Origin of the sequence: Archangium lansingense, from assembly GCF_026626635.1 — a bacterium.
In the GTDB taxonomy this organism is placed as follows: Bacteria; Myxococcota; Myxococcia; order Myxococcales; family Myxococcaceae; genus Archangium; species Archangium lansingense.
The window spans coordinates 12,019,676-12,036,493 of sequence record NZ_JAPNKA010000001.1 but is presented as its reverse complement, the minus strand read 5'-3'; the positions used below and the strand labels follow the sequence as shown (position 1 = coordinate 12,036,493).

Annotated in this window: 15 protein-coding genes; 12 read left to right on the top strand and 3 right to left on the bottom strand. The window is 68.9% G+C overall.

Translation table 11 applies throughout. The annotated features are described in order from the left end of the window. Nucleotides 1–12 precede the first annotated feature (12 nt). Nucleotides 13–1,011 (top strand): Rpn family recombination-promoting nuclease/putative transposase, encoded by a 999-nt coding sequence (locus OV287_RS48140; protein WP_267540818.1) that lies wholly within the window; start codon nt 13–15, stop codon nt 1,009–1,011. 30 nt (nt 1,012–1,041) lie between these two features. Here the strand turns inward: OV287_RS48140 and OV287_RS48135 are convergent, their stop codons facing one another. The 3 genes from OV287_RS48135 to OV287_RS48125 form a co-directional block, all read right to left on the bottom strand. Then, complete coding sequence (locus tag OV287_RS48135) at nt 1,042–2,166, bottom strand: type IV pilus twitching motility protein PilT (protein ID WP_267540817.1); 1,125 nt, start codon at nt 2,164–2,166, stop codon at nt 1,042–1,044. 2 nt (nt 2,167–2,168) lie between these two features. Beyond that, nucleotides 2,169–3,914: a type IV pilus twitching motility protein PilT gene (locus OV287_RS48130; protein ID WP_267540816.1), complete on the bottom strand. Its 1,746-nt coding sequence runs from the start codon at nt 3,912–3,914 to the stop codon at nt 2,169–2,171. Between the two features lie 252 nt (nt 3,915–4,166). Continuing rightward, nucleotides 4,167–4,703 carry a GNAT family N-acetyltransferase gene (locus OV287_RS48125; protein ID WP_267540815.1) on the bottom strand — a complete coding sequence of 179 codons (537 nt, stop codon included), beginning with the start codon at nt 4,701–4,703 and terminating at the stop codon, nt 4,167–4,169. A gap of 286 nt (nt 4,704–4,989) precedes the next feature. Here OV287_RS48125 and OV287_RS48120 point away from each other — a divergent pair, with 286 nt between their 5' ends. The 11 genes from OV287_RS48120 (at nt 4,990) to OV287_RS48070 (ending at nt 16,812) form a co-directional block, all read left to right on the top strand. Continuing rightward, a complete protein-coding gene (locus OV287_RS48120) occupies nt 4,990–5,694 on the top strand; it encodes a GTP-binding protein (protein WP_267540814.1) in 705 nt (234 codons plus the stop codon). Beyond that, on the top strand, nt 5,691–7,187 hold the full coding sequence (locus OV287_RS48115) for an ATP-binding protein (protein WP_267540813.1): 1,497 nt from the start codon (nt 5,691–5,693) through the stop codon (nt 7,185–7,187). The genes OV287_RS48120 and OV287_RS48115 overlap by 4 nt, the downstream gene beginning before the upstream one ends. Nucleotides 7,188–7,246: 59 nt before the next feature. Then, nucleotides 7,247–8,233 carry a thiamine-phosphate kinase gene (thiL, locus tag OV287_RS48110; RefSeq protein ID WP_267540812.1) on the top strand — a complete coding sequence of 329 codons (987 nt, stop codon included), beginning with the start codon at nt 7,247–7,249 and terminating at the stop codon, nt 8,231–8,233. A gap of 42 nt (nt 8,234–8,275) precedes the next feature. Further along, complete coding sequence (locus tag OV287_RS48105) at nt 8,276–9,637, top strand: methyl-accepting chemotaxis protein (RefSeq protein WP_267540811.1); 1,362 nt, start codon at nt 8,276–8,278, stop codon at nt 9,635–9,637. A gap of 114 nt (nt 9,638–9,751) precedes the next feature. Next, on the top strand, nt 9,752–10,180 hold the full coding sequence (locus tag OV287_RS48100) for a chemotaxis protein CheW (protein ID WP_267540810.1): 429 nt from the start codon (nt 9,752–9,754) through the stop codon (nt 10,178–10,180). A gap of 72 nt (nt 10,181–10,252) precedes the next feature. After that, the gene (locus OV287_RS48095; RefSeq protein ID WP_267540809.1) at nt 10,253–10,621 is read left to right on the top strand and encodes a response regulator; all 369 of its coding nucleotides are present in this window, start codon (nt 10,253–10,255) and stop codon (nt 10,619–10,621) included. A gap of 55 nt (nt 10,622–10,676) precedes the next feature. Beyond that, nucleotides 10,677–12,752 carry a chemotaxis protein CheA gene (locus OV287_RS48090; protein WP_267540808.1) on the top strand — a complete coding sequence of 692 codons (2,076 nt, stop codon included), beginning with the start codon at nt 10,677–10,679 and terminating at the stop codon, nt 12,750–12,752. Further along, a complete protein-coding gene (locus tag OV287_RS48085) occupies nt 12,749–13,345 on the top strand; it encodes a chemotaxis protein CheC (protein ID WP_267540807.1) in 597 nt (198 codons plus the stop codon). The genes OV287_RS48090 and OV287_RS48085 overlap by 4 nt, the downstream gene beginning before the upstream one ends. Nucleotides 13,346–13,446: 101 nt before the next feature. Continuing rightward, nucleotides 13,447–13,863 carry a hypothetical protein gene (locus tag OV287_RS48080; RefSeq protein ID WP_267540806.1) on the top strand — a complete coding sequence of 139 codons (417 nt, stop codon included), beginning with the start codon at nt 13,447–13,449 and terminating at the stop codon, nt 13,861–13,863. Between the two features lie 326 nt (nt 13,864–14,189). Continuing rightward, nucleotides 14,190–15,683, top strand: a complete 1,494-nt coding sequence (locus OV287_RS48075) for an alpha-amylase family glycosyl hydrolase (protein ID WP_267540805.1) — start codon at nt 14,190–14,192, stop codon at nt 15,681–15,683. A 34-nt stretch (nt 15,684–15,717) separates the two neighbouring features. Continuing rightward, a complete protein-coding gene (locus OV287_RS48070) occupies nt 15,718–16,812 on the top strand; it encodes an ABC transporter ATP-binding protein (protein ID WP_267540804.1) in 1,095 nt (364 codons plus the stop codon). Nucleotides 16,813–16,818: the final 6 nt, after the last annotated feature.

Sequence of the window (16,818 nt, the reverse complement as noted above, 5' to 3'; positions counted from 1 at the left end):
GCACTGCTCGCCATGTCCGGTCCCCATGACCTCTTTGTGCGATTCACCCTGGGCCAACCCGAGCGGGCGGCGGCCGAGCTGCGCGCCGTCTTGCCTCCAGAAGTCGTGTCCCGAGTGGACTGGTCCACCCTGAGCCGCGAGCCGGGCTCTGTCGTGGACCCGGAGCTGAGGGAGACCCAGAGCGACCTGCTCTTCTCAGCCCGTCTGTTCGGGGGACAGCAGCTCCTGCTCTACATCCTCCTCGAGCACCAGTCCTCGGTGGATGGATGGATGGCGCTGCGCATGCTTCGCTACGTGGTTCGTCAGGCCGAGCACTGGCGCAAGGCGCACCCGGAGAGCGAGCGGCTACCGGTGATCGTTCCCCTGGTCATGTACCACGGGCCTGGCGGAGCCTGGACGGCGCCTCGCCGGGTCGAGGAGCTTTTCGAACTGCCAGAAGAGGCGGAGGTGAGGGAGCAATGGAGGACGCTCATTCCACGCTTCGAGTTCCTGCTCGACGACCTGACGGCAGAGCGCGCGGAGGGGTTGATGGCACGCCCTGGTCCTCCCCTGGCGCGACTGGCGTTGCTCGCGTTGCGCTACGGACGCTCCGAGGAGCTCAGCCAACGGTTGGCGGGTTGGACGGCGTTATTCGCGGAGGTTCACGCCGCCCCCGATGGGCTCGACAACCTGCGCGTGGTCGTCCGTTACCTCTTCCAGGTGGGGAACAAGGCGGCGCGTGAGGCCACGAAGGAAGTGTTACGTTCCGTGGCAGGTACGAAGCGAACGGAGGACGTGATGATGACTGTGGGTGAGGAACTCATCGAACAGGGTCGCCAGGAGGGAATCCTCAAGGGTCGGCTCGAGGGGCGTGCCGAGGACATCGTTCGAATTCTCACCATGCGGGGTATTCACGTGGACGACAACGCTCGCAAGCTCATCCTGACGTGCAGGGACCCGGCGCTCCTGGACCGGTGGCTCGAGCGGGCCCTGAAGGCCAGCAGTGTCTCGGACGTCACGGCGGAGGCGTGACTCCCCGCCGCGCGCGTGCCCACTTGAGGCTCAGTGCGAGCCGCCGGCCTCTCCGAGGTCGAACTCGGGCACCTCGAACTCCGGCTTGAGCCGCTGGAGCACCTTGGCGAAAGCCTCCTTGTCCTGGGCCTTCTCCATGGCGGCCTCCGGAGTGATGGTGTTCGCGGCCACCAGCTTCTCCAGGTTCATGTCCAGCGTCTGCATGCCCAGGTTCTGGCTCGCCTGCATCTTGCTCGCGATTTGAAACACCTTCCCCTCGCGGATCATCGACGCGATGGCGCTCGTGCCGATGAGGATCTCCAGCGCGGCCACGCGGCCCTTTCCATCCGCCGTACGGATGAGCTGCTGGGCCACGATGCCGGCAAGGCCCTCGGCGAGCATGCCGCGCACCTGGGGCTGCTCCTCTGCGGGGAAGGAGTTGATGATGCGGTCGATGGTGGCTGGTGCGCTGTTGGTGTGCACCGTGGCCATCACCAGCACGCCGAAGCTGGCCAGCTGCAGTGCCAGCTTCATCGTCTCGTTGGTGCGCAGCTCGCCAATGAGGATGACGTTGGGGTCCTCGCGGCCCGCAGAGCGGATGGCCGTGGCGAAGCTGGAGGCGTGGATGCCCACCTCACGGTGCGTCACCTGGGACTTCGCCGACTCGTGCACGAACTCCACCGGATCCTCGATGGTGAGGATGTGCGCCGGGCGGGAGTGGTTGATGTGGTGGATCATCCCCGCCAGCGTGGTGGACTTGCCGCTGCCGGTGGGGCCGGTGACGAGCACCAGTCCGCTGCGGCGCTCGGCCAGCTTGCGCACCACCTCCGGAGCGTTGAGCTCCGCCAGCGACAGCACCTTGCTGGGAATGGTGCGGAAGACGGCCGCCAGTCCCGACGTCTTGTAGAAGTAGTTGGAGCGGAAGCGCGCCTTGGTGCCGTAGCTGTAGGCGAAGTCCAGGTCGAGCTCCTCCATTATCTGCCGCTTCTGCTCGGGGCTGGTGAGCTCGAAGAGCAGCGACTCCATCTCCTGCTGGGTGAGGAGGGCCTCGCGCAGGGGGGTGAGCTGGCCGCGGATGCGCCCCAGGGGCGGGTGGCCGATGCTCATGTGCAGGTCGCTTCCCTTGTTCTCCAGGAGCTTGTCGAAGAGGGCGGCGATGCGCGGCGTGGAGCTCATGATCAGGCGCTCTTCCGGTTGAGGAGGTTGCCCATCTTGGACAGCAGTTGCTTGGCCCCATCCGGCGACTGTGCGCCCTCGGGGGGCGCGCCGGGCCGCTTGCCCGTCACCATGGCCTCCAACTCGTCGGGGCTCTCGGCGTAGGCCTTCGCGATCTCCAGCGTCGTCTTCCCGGAGCGCACCAGGTCGGCGAGCGAGTCGTCGAAGCGGACGATGCCCAGCGACTTGCCGCGCTGCTGCAGGGAGGGAATCTGGTACGTCTTGTTGTCGCGGATGAGGTTGCCCAGGGCCACCGAGCCCGGGAGCAGCTCGGCGGCGGCCACCATGCTCTGGCGGTCCGCGCTCGGCAGCAGCCGCTGGCTGACGATGAGGCGCAGGCTGCTGGCGAGCGTCATGCGCACCTGCGCCTGGTCCGCCGGAGGGAAGAGGTCGATGAGCCGGTCGATGGTCTTCGCCGCGCTGGGCGTGTTCATCGTGGAGATGAGCAGGTGGCCCGTCTCGCTGGCGGCCAGCGCCATGCGCACCGTCTCGGTGTCGCGCAGCTCGCCCACCAGGATGACGTCCGGGTCCTCGCGCAGGCTGCCCTTGAGGGCGCTGGCGAACGTCTTGGTGTGCGTGCCCACCTCGCGCTGGCTCATCAGCGCCCTCCTGCGCGGGTGGAGGAACTCCACCGGATCCTCCACGGTGAGCACATGGTGGGTCGTCTCGCAGTTGATGCGGTCCACGATGGCCGCCAGGGTGCTCGTCTTGCCGTGGCCGGAGGGGCCGGTGACGACGATGAGGCCCTGGTGGTGGTGGGTGGCCTTGGCGATGTCCACCGGCAGGCCGAGCGACTCGAGGGTGGGAATCTGGCGGGAGATGAGGCGGAAGCAGCCCTTGTAGCCGGTGCGCTGGCGGGTGACGTTGACGCGGAAGCGGCCGGACTCGCCCAGGTCGAGCGAGAAGTCACAGCTCCCCTCGCGGTCGAGCACCGGGCGCAGGCGCGCGGGCACGTGCGGCAGCAGCATCGTCTCCACCGCGTCGGGCGGCAGCGGGTCGCCGTGGGGCAGCAGCTCGCCCACGAGGCGGAAGAGGGGAGGGCGGCCGGCGACGACGTGCAGGTCGCTCGCGCCCACGGTGCGCGCGTCCTCCAGCAGCATCGTCAGGTTGCGCGCGGACTCTGGCCGCACGACGAGCCGGGGGGCCTTGGGCTCCTCGACCACGGGCTCGGCGGCAGCGGGCGGAGGCGGCTCGGGCTGCTGCGCCGGAGGCTCGGGTGTGTTCTTCTCCGTCGGGAGGATCTGCACCCCTCGGGCTGGCTTGGGGGACAGGCCCGCCGGGGCCGCCGGACGCGAGGGGGCGGCAGGAGCCGAGGGGGCGGCAGGAGCCGAGGGGGCGGCAGGAGCCGGGGGGGCGGTGGGGGCTGGCGCGGGGGCCCGGGGCGCGGGTGCTCCGGCCTGCTCCGGCTCGGTGCGGATGACACGCACGTTGAGCACGTCTCCCCGGAGCAGGGCGCCGACAACGACGGGGCCCACACCCTCCAGCCGCAGCGCCCACTGGCTGGGCTTGTCGGAGATACTGGTGGCGCGAGCCTCGCCCACCAGCGTCTGGAGCATCACGTGGAGCCTCGGCTGGGTGAGCGCGGTTTCGTCCAGCGCCTCGAAGGCGCCGAGCGCCGTCTTCACCATGGGGGCCCGCCCGGAGATGAGGGCGAGCTCGACTACACCCGGGCGGGTCAGGTGACGCAGCAACTCCGTGAGGGTCTTCATTCCTGGCTCATCCTTCTTCCAGCCCGGGGCCCCACCGCCGCCGGGAGAGCGGAGCAGCATAGCCGCGAATTGCCTCGAATTCTGGAAAGAGGACGGCCGGTGCGCCGCCGGGCCCGTGGGCGGGCGGGAGAGCGGCCATAAAAGAGAGCGCCCGGCACGGGCCCTCGGGGAGGGTCCTTGCCGGGCGCTTTCAGGAGAGGGAGGAGGCGGTCCTGGAGGACGCGGCCGCTCTTCCCGTCCTGGGAGCCTCGCTCACAGCTCTCGAGACATGAGGAGGCGCAGCTTGCCGGACTTCTTGGACACCACCGTGGCCACGGTGGTGAAGCCCGCGTTGCGGTAGAAGCTCACCGCCGGGGCGTTGGCCGGGTCTACCCGCAGGGCAATCGTCTTGCGGAACATGTCCCGCGCCACCTGCAGGGCCTGGTTGAGCACCGCCATGCCCAGGCCGCGCCGGCGCAGCTCCGGCCGCACGACGATGTTGCGCATGTAGGCGGCGCCGGGCACCGGGCCGTCCCGCTCCACCGTCACATAGCCCACCACCTGGTTCTGCACCTTGGCCACGTGGACGAAGGGCCTCAGCGCCGTCAGCGCCTTGAGGCTGTCCTCCACCGTCTCTCCGCGGCTCTTCCAGGGCTCCGAGCTGGAGCGCAGGGCGGCCACGGACGCCATGTCCTCATCGGTCGGGGCGGAAAACTTCACCGCCGGCGCCAGGTCGTTGGGCAGGTTGGCCATATCCGGCACTGGCATCGCGGCCACCTCCACGCCCGGGTCCACCCGCTTCATCGTCATGCCTTGCTCCTCCATTGCGCTACGATCCTAACCGCTTCCCCGGTGCCCATGCACGCCCTGGGTTCGGCGCACATTTCCCCTCACGGGGGTAGAGCCGGACTTTCCCAAACTGCGCATGGGCTCCAGGCATTCCAAGGCCGCCCGCTCCCGCCTCATCCGGGGGTTTTCACACGGGTAGGGTGGGGGGCGGCTTTCAATGCTGAACACCTTTCACTATAAAAAACCGTCCGCCTGGAGCGGGTTGGCCGAACCTTCCCCCTCCCTCTCGGCAGCCTGAGCTCCGCACGTGCAACTCAACCACGCCCAGCGCGAACTCACCCTGAAGATCGTCTACTACGGCCCAGGGCTGAGTGGGAAGACGACGAACCTGCGTGCCATCCACGCGCGGGCCCGGCCGGAGGTTCGTGGCCGGCTGCTCAGCGTGGAGACACACGAGGATCGTACGCTCTTCTTCGATCTGCTTCCGGTGTTCTTCACCAGCAGCTCGGGCTTCAAGGTGAAGCTCAAGCTCTTCACCGTGCCGGGGCAGGTGGTGCATGACGCCACCCGGCGGGTGGTGCTGCAGAACGCGGATGCGGTGGCCTTCATCGCCGACAGCCGCCGCAGCGCCTCCGCGGAGAACAACGCCTACTGGCGCAAGCTCCGGGCCAACATGAGGGAGATCGGTCTGGACGCGACGCAGGTGCCGGTGGTCATCCAGTTCAACAAGCGGGACTTGCCGGACGCGCAGACGGACGCGGAGCTGGACGAGGCGCGCAAGAAGGGGGCGGAGCCGGTGGTGGGGGCGGTGGCCCTGAGGGGCGAGGGCGTGATGGAGACGCTGCACGCGCTCTTGCAGTCGGCGTGGCGCAACCTGGACGAGCGCGCGCGGCTGTCGCGCAACATCGGCCTGACGGAGAAGGAGTTCCTCACGCACATCTTTCAGCAGATGGACCTGACGGGCACCGCCCTCGAGTCCCTCTATCCGGCTTCGGCAGGGAGGGCGCGATGAGCGCCGACAAACCAGGCGCCGCGGGGAGCGGGCCAGAGCACGCCGGCTCGGTGCTCCAGCGAAAGCCCTCGTTGGTGGACATGTTGGATCCACTCACCTTCGGGGATGTGGTGGAGAGCCTCGGAGAGCTGTACCGGGTGGGTATCCGGGTGGTGGACGAGCGGGGCCGGACGCTGGCGGACACCAAGGGCAGCAACGGAGACTTCTGCGGCTTCGTGAACACCACGGCCCAGGGGCGCTCGCGGTGTGGGGCGCTGGTGGCGCGGTTGATCGATGGCCCGCTCGCGCCCTCGCAGGGGGCACAGGTGCTGCCTGGGACGAGTCCCCTGGGAGGAGAGTGGCTGGCGCAGCCCTGCTTCACCGGCCTGCGTTATGTGGTGATGCCGGTGCAGTGGGACGGGGATGTGCTGGGGCGGGTCGTCTTCGGGCCGTTCGCACCGGAGGAGATGGCGGACCTGCCGGCCTCGCTGGCCGAGGTAGAGGGGCTGGACCTGGAGCGGGCGCGGGAGCTGCTGGCTCAGGTGGGGCGGCTGTCCGAGCACCGGGTGGCGAAGATGCTGGCGCACGTGGCCCACGTGATGACGGCACTGCTGTCGGCCGGGCAGAAGTCCTATCTGACGGGGCAGATGCACCTCGAGGCGATGCTGGAGACACAGCGGGACCTGGAGGCGCAGAACGCGCAACTGCTGCGGCTCAACCAGCGGCTGAAGGAGGCGGACCGGATCAAATCCAGCTTCCTGGGGACGGTGAGCCACGAGCTGCGCACGCCGCTGTCGTCCATCATCGGCTACTCGGAGATGTTGTCCGAGGGGCTGGTGGGGGGGCTGAACGCGGAGCAGATGCAGTTCGTGCGTACCATCATGGAGAAGGGCAACACGCTGCTCAAGCTCATCTCCTCCATCCTGGACATGAGCCAGATCGAAGCCGGCAAGGTGCGGCTGGCCTTCGAATGGGTGGACGTGCAGGAGCTGGTGGAGAGCTCGCTGACGAGCGTGATGCCACAGGCGCAGCGCAAGGGCCTGACGGTGAAGATGCAGCTGCCGGAGGTGGTGCAGCCGCGGGTGGTGGCGGACCGGGAGAAGCTGAGGCAGGTGGTGGTGAACCTGCTGGCGAACGCGGTGAAGTTCACGCCGGGCGGTGGGCGGTTGGAGGTACGGCTGTCGGAGCAGGGCCCGCAGGCGGACCTGGGAGTGGACGGCTACCGCATCGAGGTGGAGGACACGGGGGTGGGAATCCCGGTGGACCAGCGCGAGCGCATCTTCCAGAGCTTCTACCAGGTGGACGACAGCCCGACGCGCGAGTACGGCGGAGCGGGGTTGGGGCTGGCGATCGTGAAGAGCTACGTGGAAGGGCACGGCGGGCAGGTGTCCGTGACGAGCGAGGTGGGTCGGGGCTCGTGCTTCCGGGTGGTGCTTCCGAAGGAGCCGCCGCTGTCGGGGCAGGGACCGGCGTACATCCCGCCACCGATCGATACGGATCCCGAGCGTTTCTGAGCTCCACTACGCCCTCTCCCTCTGGGAGAGGGCCGGGGTGAGCGTCTACCCTGCGCTCCGTGAGCACACGGGCCGCGGGCGAATTCACCTTCATCGATCTTTTCCTCTCCCACTTCCCGCGGGCGCGAGTGCCCGTGGGCCCAGGAGACGACTGTGCCGTCCTCGCCCCCTCCAAGGGCGCACAGTGCATTACGACCGATGCAGTGGTGGAGGACGTGCACTTCACGCGGGCCTGGTTCTCTCCGGAGGACATCGGCCACAAGGCGCTGGCGGTGAACCTGTCGGACCTGGCGTCGATGGGAGCGGTGCCGCGCTGGTTCGTCTGCGCGCTGGCGCTGCCCCGGGACTTTCCGCGCCGGGACCTGTCCGGCATCGCGAGGGGCATGAGCGCACTGGCGCGCGAGCACAACATCACCCTGGTGGGCGGCAACTTCACCTCCGCGCGCGAGCTGTCCATCACCCTCACCGCGGCGGGAGAGCTGCTTCCGGGCACCGCGCCCATCACCCGCGCGGGAGGCCGGCCGGGAGACGTGCTGTACGTCTCGGGCACGCTGGGGGACGCGCGGCTGGGACTGCAACAGCTCCAAGCGGGTCTGCGGCGCTCGGCGGCCATTCTTCGCCAGAAGCGCCCGCTGCCGAGGATGACGCTGGGCCGGCTCGCCGCGCGCTTCGCTTCGGCGGGGCTGGACCTCTCCGATGGACTCGCGCAGGACCTCGGGCACCTGTGCACCGCCTCGCGCGTGGGCGCCGAGCTGGAGCTCGAGCGATTGCCCCTCTCCCGGGCCGTTCGTGCCTCTCTGGGGAGCGAGGGAGCGCTCGCGGGCGGCGAGGACTACGAGCTGCTCCTCGCCGTCCCACCTGAGCGTACCTCCGCCTTCGAGCGAGCCTGTCTCCGAGGAGAGGAGTCCGTCACACGCATCGGCCGGCTCACTCCGGGTGTGCCGGGACACATCCGTGACGCATCGGGACGAAGCTTGCGCTTGCCTGCCGGCTTCGATCACTTCCGAGGGGGCCGCCGGATTGACCGATCCGGACGGGAGGGCTAAACCCGTACCCCGTTGTCGCTGTCCCCCGGAAAAAGCGAAACCGTGCGCCGCCCTCTCCGCGACGATCCATCTCCCGGCCTCACTCCCCGCCGTGATCCCGTGCAGCGGCTGCTGCGCAGTGTCGAGCAGCCCGGCACGGGAGGGCATGAGGTCTCCCTACAGCTGAAGATCTTCACCGGCTACCTGATGATGGGGTGCGTGCTGACGGCGGCACTCCTCATCGCGGAGCCGCTGCTGGATTTCTACTGGCGCATCGGCATGGCGCTGGGCATCACCCTGGGGCTGGCGCTGAGCCTGCCTCGCTACCTGGCTCGCGTGACGCGGGTTCGGGTGCTCTCGCGCTCGGCCTTCGAGATCTCCCAGGGTGACCTGTCCAAGCCACTCATCGTCGAGCCGCCGCGCGCCCTGCGCCGCGATGAGATCGACGAGCTGGCGATGGCCATCCGCCGGATGCAGGAGAACCTGCGCGACCTGGTGGGCAAGATTCAGGACACCGCCAAGAGCGTGGCGGATACGGCCAAGGATCTGCAGGGCTCGGCGGAGAACGTCAACGCGACCAATGAAGAGGTGGGCTTGTCCATGGACAAGATCGCCCAGGGCGCGGAGACGCAGTCGCAGCTGGTGGGCAAGACGTCCAAGGTGATTACCGAGATGGCGGGCAGCATCCAGCGCACTGCCGCGAGCGCCGAGGACGCCGCCCGCACCGCCGCCGAGACGAGCAGCGCAGCCGAGAACGGCAGCAAGGCGGCGCTGCTGGCTGGCGAGAAGGTGAAGAAGGTCTTCAACCGCATCGAGGCGGCGAGCCAGCAGGTGTTCGCCTTCGGCGAGAAGACGCAGGAAATCTCGAAGATCGTCGACGCCATCACCCAGGTGGCCCAGCAGACGAACCTGCTGGCGCTCAACGCCACCATCGAGGCGGCGCGCGCGGGTGAGTACGGCCGCGGCTTCGCCGTGGTCGCCGACGAGGTGCGCAAGCTGGCCGAGAGCGCGGGCCGCTCGGCGGAGCAGATCTCCCGGCTGGCGCGCGACATCTCCGGCCAGTCCACAGCGGTGGTGAGCGCCATGAAGGAGGGCATCGAGGAGCTGGCCGAGGGCCGTGAGGACCTCACCGGCATCGTGCGCTCCATGAGCGCCATCACCGACACCGTGCGCAAGGTGGCCGAGAAGGTGCACCTCATCTCCGAGAGCGCCCGCGAGCAGCTCAAGGGCAGCCAGGAGATGGTGAACGCCACCGAGGAGATCTCCCTGGTGGCCCGCAACAACGCCGCCTCCACCGAGGCCATCCAGGCAGTCATTCAGGATCAGACAGATGCCATGGTGCGGATGACCTCGCTGGCCAGCGAGCTGACCAACCTCTCCATCGAGCTACAGAGCGTGGTGCGCAGCTTCCGGCTGAATGCCTGAATCCTGTCCACCCACCCCCTCTCCCCCTGGGGGAGGGGCGGGGGGAGGGTCGCCCGCTTGTTCGCTTTCACGTATTTCCCTGAACCCCAGACCTGCTGATAGAAAGTCTTCTCCGTGCGGCATGTCATCTTCCGGGTGGAGAAGGAGCGGTACGGGCTGCCGCTGGCCGCGGTGAAGGAAGTGGTTGTGCCTCCAGAGCGCTTCACCCGGGTGCCTCGGGCTCCGGCGGCGGTGACGGGGGTGATGAACCTCCGCGGTCGGGTGGTGACGGTGGTGGAGCTGCGCCAGTTGTTGGGCCTGCCGGATGGGCCCACCCCATCAGGCCGGGTGGTGCTGTTGGAGCGGGGGCGGCGGGACATCGGCCTGCTGGTGACGGATGTGGATGGAATCGAGGCGGTGGAGCGGGTGAGTGCGGCTCCGGGCAAGACGGTGCCGGCGGTTCGCGGGGTGGCGCGGTTGAAGGGCCTGGCAGTGACGGTTTTGGATCCAGAGGGACTGGATTCCGCGGTGGTTGGACTCTTCACCGCGACTCAACAGAAGTGAGTAGCCGCCCGAAATGGGCGGGTGGTAGTGTCCGCGGCCCTCTCGGGGCCTTAAGCGGAGGCGGAGCTGCACATGGCTAAGCGGGTGCTGGTCGTCGACGATGCCATCTTCATGCGCAACATGATCAAGGACATCTTCGCGTCCGGTGGCTTCGAGGTTGTCGGAGAGGCGGCCAACGGACTGGAGGCCGTGGAGAAGTACAAGGATCTGAAGCCAGATCTCACCACGATGGACATCGTCATGCCGTTCAAGAGCGGCATCGAGGCCACTCGGGAGATCATCAAGTTCGACGCCAACGCGGTCGTCATCATGTGCTCGGCGCTGGGCCAGGAGAGCCTGGTGATGGAGGCCATCGAGGCGGGAGCATCGGACTTCATCGTGAAGCCGTTCCGGGCCGAGGACGTGCTGGCCGTCGTGAAGAAGGTACTGGGCGAGGGCTAGCGCCCCGCCCTGATGCAGGCGTGCGGAGAGCTGTCGTGCGCCACCGAGGCAGGACATGACGATGGACATGTCCCGCTACCTCGGCCTGTTCCTGACCGAGGCGAGCGAGCACCTGGAGGGGTTGGGCAGGGATCTCGTGCAGCTGGAGCGCGAGGGCGCCCCCGCCGTGGTGGACTCCATGTTCCGCCACGCCCACTCGGTGAAGGGCATGGCCTCCTCGATGGGCTTCGAGTCCATCGCCGTGGTGGCCCACCGGGTGGAAGACCTGGTGGACGCCATTCGCCAGGACCCCAGCAAGCTGGAGCGCACCCTGGTGGACCTGCTGCTGGGTGCCACCGACATGATGCTGGCTCAGGTGCGCTCCGTGGCGGACAACAAGCCGCCGGATGATGCCTCGGCGCTGCTCGGCCAACTCGCGGACAAGGTGAGCGTCGTCACCGGTCGCACGCCCGGCGCCACGCGGGTGCTCAACCGGCCGTCGGTCAGTATCCCGGCGGTTGCCGCGCCCGCGCCAGTGACCGTCGCCGCGCGTGTGCACCCCGAGCCTTCCGAGGCCACGCCTCCGCCTCCTCCCGCGGCCGAAGCCCCGGCAGCCGCTGCGCCCGCGACGGAAGGGGAGGGGGCTTCGAAGACGGCGACGCGCTGGGCGGTGCGGTTGCGCATTGCCCCCACCTGCCAGACGCCAGGGGTGCGCGCCTTCCTGGTGCACAAGCGGTTGACGGGCCTGGGCACGCTGCACGGCCTGCAGCCTCCGCTGGAGGACCTCAAGGCCGGCCGCATCCCCGAGGGCAACATCCAGGTGGAGCTGGAGACGGCCGAGGGCGAGGAGGGCATCCGCAAGGCGCTGCGCAACGTGGCGGAGGTGGAGCTCGTCTCGCTGAAGCCGGCGGTGGTGGCGCCGCCGCCCGCGTCCGCCACTGCTGCTGCGAGCCCCGCAGCGGCGGAGGCTCCCCGGCCCCCCACGGGCGTGGATGCGGCGCGCACGGTGCGCGTGCGCACGGAGCTGCTGGACTACTTCCTGGACACCGTGGGCGAGCTGCTGCTGGCCACCGCGCGCCTGCGCGAGCTGGGCAAGGTGCTGCCGGAGAGCTCGCGTCCCCCCATCGAGGAGGGCGTCTACCGGTTGCAGGCGCTGGTGAAGGACCTGCACGACAAGGTGATGAGCGCGCGCATGACGCCGCTGTCGCTCATCACGGACCGGCTGCCCCGCGCGGCGCGCGACATCGCCCGGCGCCGGGAGCGCGAGGTGGACCTGGTGATAACGGGCGCGGAGATCGAGCTCGATCGGGCCATCCTCGACGAGCTGGCGGATCCGCTGCTGCACATGCTGCGCAACTGCATCGACCACGGCCTGGAGCCGGCGGAGGAGCGCCTGGCGGGGGGCAAGGGCGCGCGCGGGCGCGTGCTGGTGTCGGTGCGTCGTGCGCGTGACCGGGTCGTCCTGGAGATGGAGGACGACGGCCGCGGCATGAATGCGGCGAAGCTGAAGGCGGCGGCGGTGGCTCGCGGCGCCCTCAGCGCGGAGGCGGCGGCGCGGATGACGGACCGCGAGGCCTTCATGCTCGCGTGCCTGCCGGGCGTGTCCACCGCCAAGGACGTGTCGGAGATCTCCGGCCGCGGCGTGGGCATGGACGCGGTGAAGCGGGTGGTGGAGAACGTGGGCGGGACGCTGGAGATTGAGAGTGAGCTGGGGCGCGGCACGCGCTTCACGCTGCGGCTGCCGTTGACGGTGGCAGTCGTGCACTTGCTGCTGGTGGCGGTGGGGGACGAGGTGTTCGGCCTGCCCATCGCCAAGGTGGTGGGGGCGATGGAGGCGGACAGCGAGAAGCTGGACCGCAGCCGGGAGATGCCGCTGTTGCCGCATGGCCAGGGGCTGCTGCCGGTATACGGGCTGGACGAGCTGGTGGGCGTCCGGGCCCCGCCGCGCAAGGGCGTCAGGCCCTTCGTGGTGATGGAAGGGGACGCGGGACGGGTCGCGCTCGCGGTTGACCGATTGGTGGGGCAGGAAGAGGCGGTGCTCAAACCGCTGTCCCGGCCCCTGGACTTGCTGCCGGGGCTCTCGGGAGTGACCATCCTGGGAAGTGGCCGCCCGGTCTTCATTCTGGATGTGCCGAGGTTACTGTCCGCGTGAGCCCTTCTCCGAGCGACATTCAGCTGGACGCCCTCCGCGAGGTGGCCAACATCGGCTGCGGGCATGCCGTCAACGCGCTCGCGCGGCTGGTGGGAGGCCGCACGGTGAACCTGTCCGTGCCTCGTGCCGTGCTGGCCGCGGCCTCGGAGGTGGCGGAGCTGCTGGGCGGCAGTGAGGCGCCCGTGGTGGCGGCCAGGTTGGGTATGGAGGGGCAGCTTCGGGGCACGTTGTTGCTGGTGCTGCCCCGCGAGGACAGTGTGGCGTTGGAGGCGTTGCTGCTCCGGCGTCAGGACGCGCCGGCGGAGGAGCGTGAGAGCGCGCTGTCGGAGGCGGCCAACATCGTCGCGAGCGCGTGCCTGTCAGCCATTGGGACGCTGACGGGCTGGAGGCTGCTGCCCTCGGTGCCAGAGCTGGTGCGGGGCGCGGCGGGCCTGGTGGTCTCGCGCGCGGTGGCGGAGGCGCAGGGGGACGATCGCGTGGTGGTCCTGGAGACTCGCTTCTCCTCGGTGGGTGCGCCCGCGGTGTCCGGCCAGGTGCTGCTGGTGCTCGAGCGCGAGAGCTCCAAGGCGTTGCTCGCCCGCCTCGGCGTCTAGGGCAGCCGGGCAGCCGTTCATCCGGGCTCGTTGCGGTATCCGAGGCCTCTCTCCACATTCCCCGTGGGGTGGCGGTTCTCCGCCCTGGGGGGCAGGCGAGCATGAGGCGAATCATCTGGGGCGCGATGGTGGGCGCGGTGCTGCTCGCGGGCTGTAGGACGGACAGGACGGTGGCCATGCGCAGCGGCTCGGGCAGCGAGGGCACCGTGGCGAAGAATCCCCACTCGCTCGAGCGGGGCTTCACCTTGAAGGGCACCGTCACCGGCGAGTACTCGGACGTGCTCGTCATCGAGGACAAGTGGGGCAGGCCCCGCTACCTGCGCATCACCGACCAGACGCGCTACTACCAGGATGGTAAGCAGATCGGCCGCGAGTTCCTGGCGCCTGGCTCTACCGTGCGCGCCGCGTTCGCCAACAACGACACCGAGATGATCGCCCGGGAGATCATCGTCGTGCAGGACGTGGGCAAGGCGGACCCCGTGCAGCTCCCGGATCGGACCAACACCGTCCCGTATTGACACAGTGCGCTGGCGCGCCGTGTCATTTTTCAATCCACCTCGTGGGTGATGTTGACAACGCGTGTATTCGCGGAGCGCTTTACGTGAAAAAGACACGATAACCTCGTGGATCTCCGGAGGTTTCGGGACACCCCGAGTCGAGAGGTTCACTTTCCAAAGCGGGTGTGAAAAAGTCCCGCGCAATGGTTGATTCGTCGCCTTGTCGCCCCCAGACCAGACGCGCGAACATTCGTCATCCTCTCGCCACCTCCCTGCTGCTCTTCCCGCTGGCGCTCGCGGGCTGCGCTCACCCGCAGCCGCCGCCCCCGAGGGAGACCACCTCGGAGGTGAGTACGGGCGCGTCGGCTCCGGCGGCGCCTGAGGCCGCTGCATCCCCTGCTGCTCCCACGCCTTCCGCGCCCGTCGCGGCTGCTCCCGAGGCTCCCGCGCGTCGCTGGGCCGACGAGGTCCTCTACTTCGTCGTGCTGGACCGCTTCGCCGACGGCGATGCCGCCAACAACCTCAAGGTGGACAAGAAGGCCCCGGGCGCCTTCCACGGCGGAGACTTCAAGGGCCTGCGCGAGCAGCTCGACGAGCTGTCCTCGCTGGGTGTGACGGCGCTCTGGATTACCCCGGTGGTGAAGAACATCGACGGCTTCGTCTCCGGCGCCGGCTTCCCGGACTGGGGCTACCATGGGTACTGGGCGGATGACTTCCACCAGTTGGATCCGCGCTTCGGCACCGAGCAGGAGCTGAAGGCGCTGGTGGACGCGTGTCACCAGCGGGGCATCCGCGTGCTGCTGGACGTGGTCTACAACCACCCCGGCTACCTGTCGCGCTACCTCCAGGCGCCCGAGACGAAGGGCTGGCTGCGCTCGGAAGAGAAGGGTACCTGCGGGCAGGATGACCTGACGAGCTGCGTGTCTGGCCTGCCGGACTTCAAGACGGAGCAGCCCGAGGTGGCGAAGTACCTGCTCGACGCGCAGATTGCCTGGGGCAAGCGCTCGGGCGTGGACGGCTTCCGGCTGGACACGGTGAAGCACGTCGACCATCCCTTCTGGCAGGAGCACCGCCGCCGCACGCGCGAGGAGCTGGGCAAGGACTTCTTCCTGCTCGGCGAGGTGTGGGGCGGGGACCGCGAGTCGTTGGACCCCTGGTTCAGCAACGACGAGATGGATGCCGGCTTCGACTTCGGCTTCCAGGGCAACGCGCTCGCGTGGGCGCTGGGGCGCGGGCGCACCGTGGCCTTCGACTCCTACCTCCGCTCGCGGCACAAGGTGCGCAAGGGCTACCACCTGTCGCACTTCCTGTCCTCGCACGACGTGCCCGGGCTGCTCTTCCAGCTCAAGGGCGACAAGGCGCGCTTCCGGCTCGCGGCGGCGCTGCAGCTCACCACCTCTGGCATCCCCGTCATCTACTACGGCGAGGAGGTGGGCCGTCCCGGCGGTGACTGGCCGGCCAATCGCAGCGACATGCCCTGGGGCGAGCGCGCGGTGCAGCCCGGCGCGGGCCTGCCGCGGGATGAGTCCCTGCGCGAGCTCTACCGCAAGCTCATCTCCATCCGCCGAGCCCACCCGGCGCTCTCGCGCGGCTCCCACAAGGGGCTCGCCACCGAGGGCGAGGTCTACACCTTCCTCCGGCACGACGCGGAGTCCGGCGACGCGGTGGTGGTGGCGGTGAACCGCAGTGACAAGAAGGCGTCCGCCTCGTTCCCCTGGCCCGAGGCCTGGAGCGGCGCGGACGCGGAAGATTTGCTCGACGGAGGCCGCCTGACGGCTGCTCCCACGGTGGAAGTCACCGTCGAGCCGCTGTCCGTCCGCATCCTCGGTCGGGCGCGATGAACTGGTTGCAATCCCGCGTGGGGAGAGCCTGAAGATGGCCGGAGTCGTTTTCAAGAATGTGGCCAAGCGGTACGGAGATGTGTCCGTCATCGAGGGGTTGAACCTCGATATCCGCGACCACGAGTTCATGGTGCTGGTGGGCCCTTCCGGCTGCGGCAAGTCCACCGCGCTGCGGATGATCGCCGGCCTGGAGGAGATCACCGGCGGCGCGCTCTCCATCGGCGATCGCGTGGTGAACGAGCTCGCCCCCAAGGAGCGCGACGTCGCGATGGTCTTCCAGAACTATGCGCTCTACCCGCATATGACCATCCGGGAGAACCTCGAGTTCGGCCTCAAAATCCGCAAGACGCCCAAGCCGGAGATGGACCGGCTGGTGAACGACGCCGCGGAGATTCTCGGCATCACCCACCTGCTGGAGCGCAAGCCCAAGCAGCTCTCTGGTGGCCAGCGCCAGCGCGTCGCACTCGGACGCGCCATCGTGCGCAAGCCGGCGGTGTTCCTCTTCGACGAGCCCCTGTCCAACCTCGACGCCAAGCTGCGCGTGCAGATGCGCTCGGAGATCAAGAAGCTCCAGCAGCGCCTCGGCGTCACCTCGGTCTACGTGACGCACGACCAGATCGAGGCCATGACGATGGGCCACCGCATCGCGGTGATGAAGGACGGCAAGCTGCAGCAGCTCGGCACCCCGCTGGAGGTGTACGAGCGCCCGGCCAATGTCTTCGTGGCCCAGTTCATCGGCTCGCCGCCCATGAGCTTCACCTCCGTCACCCTGTCCGCCAACGGCGAGGCGCTCGAGGGCGACGGCTTCACGCTGCCGGTGCCCCAGAGCCTGCGCCCGGTGACGGCGGGCAAGGGCGGCCGCAAGCTGAAGGTCGGCATCCGTCCCGACAACATCGTCTCGCCCTCGGTCACCGCCCGTGGCGAGACGGCCCAGGTGGAGGTGAAGGTGGAGCTCGTTGAGCCGCTCGGCAACGAGGTCATCGTCCACTCCCGCCTCGCTGACAACTCGCTGGTCTTCCGCCTCCCGCCCCAGCACACTCCCGAGACTGGCGCGAAGGTTCCGGTGCTCATCGAGTTGGACTCGCTGCACCTCTTCGACGCTGAAACCGAACAACGTCTGTCCCTCTAGTCCGAG

Coding starts and splice junctions, on each gene's coding strand:
- OV287_RS48140 (WP_267540818.1), top strand. CDS start 13: ATGTCCGGTCCCCATGACCTCTTTGTGCGATTCACCCTGGGCCAACCC.
- OV287_RS48090 (WP_267540808.1), top strand. CDS start 10,677: ATGACGATGGACATGTCCCGCTACCTCGGCCTGTTCCTGACCGAGGCG.
- OV287_RS48125 (WP_267540815.1), bottom strand. CDS start 4,703: ATGACGATGAAGCGGGTGGACCCGGGCGTGGAGGTGGCCGCGATGCCA.
- OV287_RS48135 (WP_267540817.1), bottom strand. CDS start 2,166: ATGAGCTCCACGCCGCGCATCGCCGCCCTCTTCGACAAGCTCCTGGAG.
- OV287_RS48115 (WP_267540813.1), top strand. CDS start 5,691: ATGAGCGCCGACAAACCAGGCGCCGCGGGGAGCGGGCCAGAGCACGCC.
- OV287_RS48095 (WP_267540809.1), top strand. CDS start 10,253: ATGGCTAAGCGGGTGCTGGTCGTCGACGATGCCATCTTCATGCGCAAC.
- OV287_RS48130 (WP_267540816.1), bottom strand. CDS start 3,914: ATGAAGACCCTCACGGAGTTGCTGCGTCACCTGACCCGCCCGGGTGTA.
- OV287_RS48080 (WP_267540806.1), top strand. CDS start 13,447: ATGAGGCGAATCATCTGGGGCGCGATGGTGGGCGCGGTGCTGCTCGCG.
- OV287_RS48070 (WP_267540804.1), top strand. CDS start 15,718: ATGGCCGGAGTCGTTTTCAAGAATGTGGCCAAGCGGTACGGAGATGTG.